The organism is Micromonospora tarensis (assembly GCF_016803395.1).
GTDB lineage: Bacteria > Actinomycetota > Actinomycetes > Mycobacteriales > Micromonosporaceae > Micromonospora > Micromonospora tarensis.
The window spans coordinates 1-6049 of the sequence record NZ_JAEVHL010000317.1; the positions used below are offsets into that span (position 1 = coordinate 1).

5 protein-coding genes and 2 pseudogenes are annotated in these 6049 nt (G+C 72.1%); 1 reads left to right on the forward strand and 6 read right to left on the reverse strand.

Annotated features, from left to right (window positions below; genetic code table 11):
- The 3 genes and pseudogenes from JM949_RS32565 to JM949_RS32575 form a co-directional block, all read right to left on the reverse strand.
- Positions 1-573: pseudogene (locus JM949_RS32565) on the reverse strand (hypothetical protein); the annotation flags it as partial.
- Complete coding sequence (locus JM949_RS32570) at positions 570-1481, reverse strand: terpene synthase family protein (protein ID WP_203151910.1); 912 nt, start codon at positions 1479-1481, stop codon at positions 570-572. The gene JM949_RS32570 and the pseudogene JM949_RS32565, both read right to left, overlap by 4 nt.
- Positions 1478-2815, reverse strand: a complete 1338-nt coding sequence (locus tag JM949_RS32575) for a cytochrome P450 (protein WP_203151913.1) — start codon at positions 2813-2815, stop codon at positions 1478-1480. The genes JM949_RS32570 and JM949_RS32575 overlap by 4 nt, the downstream gene beginning before the upstream one ends.
- A 394-nt stretch (positions 2816-3209) precedes the next feature.
- On the opposite strand from JM949_RS32575, the pseudogene JM949_RS32580 reads away from it, so the two are divergent.
- A pseudogene (locus JM949_RS32580) lies at positions 3210-3457 on the forward strand (DUF2630 family protein).
- Positions 3458-3499: 42 nt separating this feature from the next.
- On the opposite strand, the gene JM949_RS32585 reads toward JM949_RS32580, so the two are convergent.
- The 3 genes from JM949_RS32585 to JM949_RS32595 form a co-directional block, all read right to left on the reverse strand.
- Complete coding sequence (locus tag JM949_RS32585; protein ID WP_203151911.1) at positions 3500-4432, reverse strand: serine protein kinase RIO; 933 nt, start codon at positions 4430-4432, stop codon at positions 3500-3502.
- A gap of 219 nt (positions 4433-4651) precedes the next feature.
- A complete protein-coding gene (locus JM949_RS32590; RefSeq protein WP_203151912.1) occupies positions 4652-5296 on the reverse strand; it encodes an HAD family hydrolase in 645 nt (214 codons plus the stop codon).
- A 65-nt stretch (positions 5297-5361) separates the two neighbouring features.
- Entirely contained in the window at positions 5362-5871 is a 510-nt protein-coding gene (locus JM949_RS32595; protein WP_309232431.1) for a carbon-nitrogen hydrolase family protein, read from the reverse strand.
- Positions 5872-6049: the final 178 nt, after the last annotated feature.

Below are 6049 nucleotides of genomic sequence, written 5' to 3' on the forward strand. Positions count from 1 at the left end.
GCAGCAGCGTCTGCGGCACCGGACGTCCGGTGCCGACCAGCGCCTGCACCGCGTCGAGCCGCCGCCGGTCCACGCCGGGCAGGGCGCGGACCCCGTCGACGAACCCCGAGCGGGGGTTGCCGCGAAGAAGGCGAGGTGGTCGTCGACCCGCTGCGCCAGAGCCGCCACGATGAGGTCGGCCGCCGGCGTGTCGGGCAGCGGCGTACCCCGTCCGAGCCAGTCGGCGAGCACACCGAGCCCGCGGCTCGCCGCTGCGGCCAGCTCGGGCGTGACAGCGCCCGGCGCGCCCCGCAGGGTGCCGAGCAGCGCCTCCACCGCGCTCACCGTCGGCACCACGGCATAGCCGTCGGCGCCACCCCAGCCGCCATCGGTGCGCTGCTCGTCCAGCAGGTACCGCAGCCGCCGGTCGTGCCCGGTGAGCCACGGCGCGTCAGCGACGAGCCGGCCGGTCTCGTACACCGACGGGGTGACCCGGCCCGCTGGTTCGAGCACCATGGCGGCGAGTAGTTCCCGGGCCGAGGCGGCGACGTCCGACTCCGCCCCGGTGCCGGTGGCGGCCGGAGACCTGGTCACAGCACCCCCCAGAAGTCGGTCGACCGGTAGAACCCGCTGCTGAAGCCGATCTGACGGGCGAGGTAGTCGGCCTGCACCGGGCAGCTCGCGCGCAGTGGTTCGAGCAGCTCCCGGGTGTCCGCCACCAGGCGGGTGAGCCGCCGCTCGACGTCGGCCCGCTCCGGCACCAGCATCAGCGCGTTGAGGTCCCCCCACCGCTTGTCGCGTTCGTAGGTCGCGAGGTCGTTGACCAGCCGGAGGATCCGCTGCACCTGGTCACTGGCCGCCACCAGCGCGTCGAGGTGGGCCAGGGTGGTGGGGTCGTCGGAGTAGACCCAGTGCACGACGTTGACCACGGTGCAGGCCAGGTTCGCCGCGTTGGCCAGGTATTCGTCCAGGGTGGGCAGCACGTCGGAGTTCGCGGCCTGCTTCCAGTCCCACTCCCGGGCCATGGCGTCGAGCACCGTCCGCAACTCGTCGCGCCACACCACCCCGTGGGTCGGGTACGCCGACACGGTCGCCAGCTCGTCGCGCAGTTCGGCGAGGAAGCGACCGAGGGAGTCGTCCTCCGCCGGACTGCCGCCCTCCGCCACGGCGAGACAGCTCGCCGTCAACCGGTCGATCTCGGCACGGCTGCGCGCCTCGTGGTCGACCAGCCAGTCGACCGCGAAGCCCCACAGCACGGCCCGGTTCGTCACCCGCAGCTGGGCCACGTCACACCACGGCGCGCCGAACGCGATCGCCATCGCGACGTTGCCGAACAGCGCCGGGTCGAAGGGCCGCGCCGGAAAGAGATCGGGGTACGCCGCGGCACGTTCGGCGAGGTCACGTTGGCCCTTCGCGGCGAGGGCGCAGATCCGGCCCTGCTCCGCGGCCAGCGCCATCTGGTCGCCACCGATAGCCGGCGGCGACACGTTCCCGGTGATCATGCGGAGACACTCCGTACCGGCTGCAACGTCACCTCGACACGCTCCAGGGGCCGGAGCGCGGCGGCCACCTTGATGCCGGGCAGCGCCGGCCGCTCCAGGCGGAACCGGAACCGACTCAGGACGGTGGCCACGATCAGCATCGCCTCCAGATAGAAGAGGTGCATGCCGATGCACTGGTGCGGGCCGCCGCCGAAGGGGAAGTGCGCGTACCGGTGCCGGTCGCGGACCTGCTCGGGGTCGAAACGGTCGGGGTCGAAGACCTCGGGCCGGTCCCAGAACGCGGACATCCGGTGGGTGATCAGCGGGCTGACCACGAGGGTCGCGCCGGCCTCGATGCGTACGCCGCCGATCACGTCGGCCTCCACCGCGCGGCGTGGGAAGAGCCAGCCGATCGGATAGAGCCGCAACAGCTCGTCGAGCACCTGCCGGGTGTACCGCAGCTCGCGGAGGTGCTCGCGCCGGACCGGCGCGTCGCCGACCACCCGGTCGATCTCCTCGTACAGTCGCTCGGCGATCTGCTCGTCCTGGGCGATGTGCGGCCAGAGCCAGGTCAGCACGCTGATCGTGGTCTCGGTGGTGGTGGCGACCATGGAGACGGTGTCGTCGCGGACCTGCCGCTCGTCGAGCCGGCCACCCGACTCGGTGCGGCCCCGCCACAGGGTGGCGATGATGTCGTCGCCGTCGGTCTCGGCCGTCGCCTTGGCGGCGCGGACGATCGGGAGCACCGTCTCGTCGATGAGCTGGACCGCCTGCCGGAACGCGCGGTCGCCGGGCATCGGCATGGACAGCGGGGCCCACGGCACCATCAGTCGCGGCATCACCGACCAGGCGATCGCGTCCTGGGCCTCCATGATGCGCATCGCCTGCGGCACCGAGATCTTGTCGGCGAAGAAGACCCGCATGATCGCCGAGCAGACGATGCGGGCCTGCACGGTGCCCATGTCGACGGGTTGGCCGGCGCGGGCCGGCTCGTCCAGGTCGTCGACGGCGTCCTCGATCGCCTCGGCCAGCCGGTCCACAAGCGAGTCGACCCGCCGGGCGGTGAAGAGCGGCTGGAGCACGTAACGGCTGTTCTTCCAGTAGTCGCCGTCACTCAGGATGCCGTCGCCGAACAACCGCTTCAGCGGACGCCACTGGAGACCGTCACCGGCCCGGACGTAGTTGTCGGACTTCTCGCGCAGCACCCGTTGCAGGTGCTCCGGTCGGGTGACCAGGTAGGGCCGGAACGCGCCGAGGCTGAGCTTCACCACCTCGCCCTGCGACCGCTCGCCCAGGTCGACCAGGGTGCGGGCCGGATCGCGGAACAGGTGTGGCACCACGTGGCGCAGCGGGATCGAGCCCGCCCGTCGAGGCTTGACCGGCACTGTCGGGGGTGCTGCCACGGGACCTGACTCTCCCTTTGTGAATACTCGGTGTTGCGAGACGACTATGCGGAGTTAGGTATTTGTGGAGCATGCCATCGCTCGACCGCGTTCCTCTAGGCGCGCTACGCGAAATTTTCACGCGCAAAGATCGCAGCACCACAGAGTTCGATCGACGGGAAGTGCGCATACCACAGATCCCGCAGGTAGCGGTGGTATCGACCACCAGCCGGCCCACCGGACGCCGGATAGTGATGAACATCACTCGCATGCGCACGAGCGGGCTATCCGCAAACGCCGACTCGCCCTACCCCACGGAACGACCGAATCCGGGCGACGCCCGGCACCCTGTGCCAGGCTCGGTGGCATGGACGACAAGACCATCCTGAACCGGATCTCCGAGCTGGTCGACGAGGAACACAAGCTACGGGCCGAGGCCCAGGCCCACGAGTCGGGCACCGAGGGCGAGGCCAGCGAGCGACTGCGCGCCCTGGAGGAGTCCCTCGACCAGTGCTGGGATCTGCTGCGCCGCCGGCGGCCGCCCGGGAGACCCACGGCGACCCGGACGCACAGGGCGAACGCCCCAAGCCCGAGGTGGAGCGATACCTGCAATAACCCGCATGGCGGTCGGCGGCGGCGCCGCCCGACCCGCTCCGATCAGCGGATGCCCGCCTCGCGTAGCAGCTCCGCGGTCAACGGGCCGGGATCGACCTGCTCGGCCGGCAGACCACGGGCCGCGAACCAGGCACCGACCACCCGCACGTCGCGGGCCAGGAACTCCGGCCCCTGCGGGTTCGCCACCACGTCGACGACCTGCGGCAGGTCGATGACGACCAGCCGCCCCCGGTGCACGAGCAGGTTGTACGGCGACAGGTCCCCGTGCGCGTAGCCGGCCCGCGCCAGCACCCGCAACGCCTCCACCAACTGGCCCCACAGGTCACGCAGTTCACGCTGGCCGGGTCGTAGCTGGGCCAGCCGGGGCGCCGCCTGCCCGGACTCGGCGTCGCCGACGAACTCCAGCATCAGCTCGGTGCCGCGCAACTGCACCGGATACGGCACGGCGATCCGGTCATGCCCGGCACCGATCTCCCAGAGCCGGACCAGGGCGGCGAACTCGGCCGCCGCCCACTGCCCGGCGATCATCTGCCGGCCGAACGCCGTCCGACCGGCCATCGCCCGGTTCTCCCGGGACCGGCGCACCCGACGGCCCTCCAGGTAGCCGGCGTCCCGGTGGAACAGCCGGTGCTCGGGGTCGCGGTAGCGTTTGACCGCCAACAGGCAGGACCGGTCGGTGTCCGGCACGGCCCGGCGGACCAGGTGGACGTCCGCCTCCTTGCCGGTCTTCAGCACACCGAGTTCGGCGTCCTTGGCGGCCAACTCGGTGACCAGCCAGGCCGGGTACGGCTGCGGGCCGTGCACGGCGTCGTCCCAGGACGACCAGCGTTCGCCGGTGTCCGGGTCGGGGTCGCTGTCCGGGTCCGCGGGCGGCTCGGTGGGCCGCCCGCGCTTCAGAAACTGCGGTTCGTCGTCGTCGAAGCGGCGCTTACCGCGGCTCCGGCGCTCCAGCGCCGGAAGGTCATTTTCGCGCACTGTGCTGAGGTTCCCTTGGTCGAGGCTGAGATAGGCAGCTGGAAGCGACCTGCGAAGACGGCCATGGCCGACCCCCTCTCCTCGACCGGGCGCACACCCGGGATGCACCATGCGCCGACCATGCTCGTCGCGGTGCAGCAGCCGGTCAACCGAATTACCGGCGAGCCCTCGACCGGCGGCGGGAACTGGCGCGCGACAGCCGGCGAGCGACGGAACCCCTCAGCGGGCGAGCACCGTGGCGACCGCGGCGATCAGCCCGTCCGCCGTGCGGCTCGGCGCGAACCGGACGTCCGACCAGGTGCGCCCCCGGTGCAGCCAGACGCTGGGCAACCCGACCGCGGCGGCGCCACCGATGTCCGCCTCCGGGCTGTCGCCGACCACCCATGCGCCGCGCAGCGGCATCCGGACCCGCTGGGCGGCGAGCGCGAAGATCCGCGGGTTGGGCTTGCTGACGCCGGCCTCCTCGGAGATCACCCAGTCCGCGACGTACTGGTCCAGCCCGGTCCGGCGGATCTTGGCGTCCTCGACGCGTACCGTGCCGTTGCACACCACCACCGGCACCCAGCCGGCGTCGTCGGCGATCCGCAGCGCGCAGGCGGTCAGCGGGTCGAGCCGGGTCTGCGCCACCACCCCGTCGTGCAGCTCCTCCACCAGGTCGATCGAGGGGATGCGCAGCTCGTAGCGGTCCCGGATGGCGTCGGCGAGATCCCACCTGTCGGTCAGCCCGTCGGCGTCGATCGAGACCAGCCAGTCGATGTCGGTGTGGGGCGCGCCGATGCCGTCCAGGAAGCGCTCACCCCAGCGTCGGAACGGCCCGGCCCGATCCAGCAGGGTGTTGTCCAGGTCCAGCAGGAGCAGTGGCACTCGGGCACCCTACGGGACCGACGTGTCCGCCAACAGAGCCAGCGGGCATCCGCCGCACGACGTGCTCAGCCGGACATTGACCCCCGAGGGCCACCCTGGTTGGGCAGTCGATCGGCGAGCATCGAATGGGCCGTCCGGGTGGCCGCGAGCACGGCGGGATCCAGCGTCGCCACCAGCACGGCCGGGTCCTGGTCGGCGCCGCGGGCCAGCACCCGGCCCTCGGGGTCGTAGATCGCCGCACCACCGTTGAACCGCCACGGGTCGACGCCGCCGACAGCGTTGGCGAAGACCACGAACATCGTGTTGTCCAGGGCACGCGCGGCGTAGTACAGATCCCGGCGGTGCTCCGAGCCGGCCAGGTAGCCGCTGGGGCACAGGTAGCCGTGTGCGCCGTCGAGGGCGGCGGCCCGGCCATGCTCCGGGAAACAGCCGTCGTAGCAGATGCCGAGCCCGAGCCGCCAGTCGTCGACGAGCAACGTGGCCCCCCGATCACCGGCGCTGAACAGCTCGCCCTCGTCACCCCACAGTTGCTGCTTGTCGTACCCCACCCGGACCGCGCCGGCGCGGTCAACCACCAGCGCGGCGATGGTCGCCGATCGTCCGGATGCCGGACGGCGGCACCGACCAGGACGGTGACGCCGGACTCGCGTGCCGCGGCGCGCAGCGGGTCGAGCCGGGCGTCCGCGACCGCCCCGGCCGGGTCGGCCGCGACGTCCGTGCCGGACCGGTGCGGCGGCGAGGGTCGGCGGGTGG

Bases quoted from the DNA above. Each gene is read 5' to 3' on its own strand.
- JM949_RS32570 (WP_203151910.1), bottom strand. From the start codon at position 1,481: ATGATCACCGGGAACGTGTCGCCGCCGGCTATCGGTGGCGACCAGATG.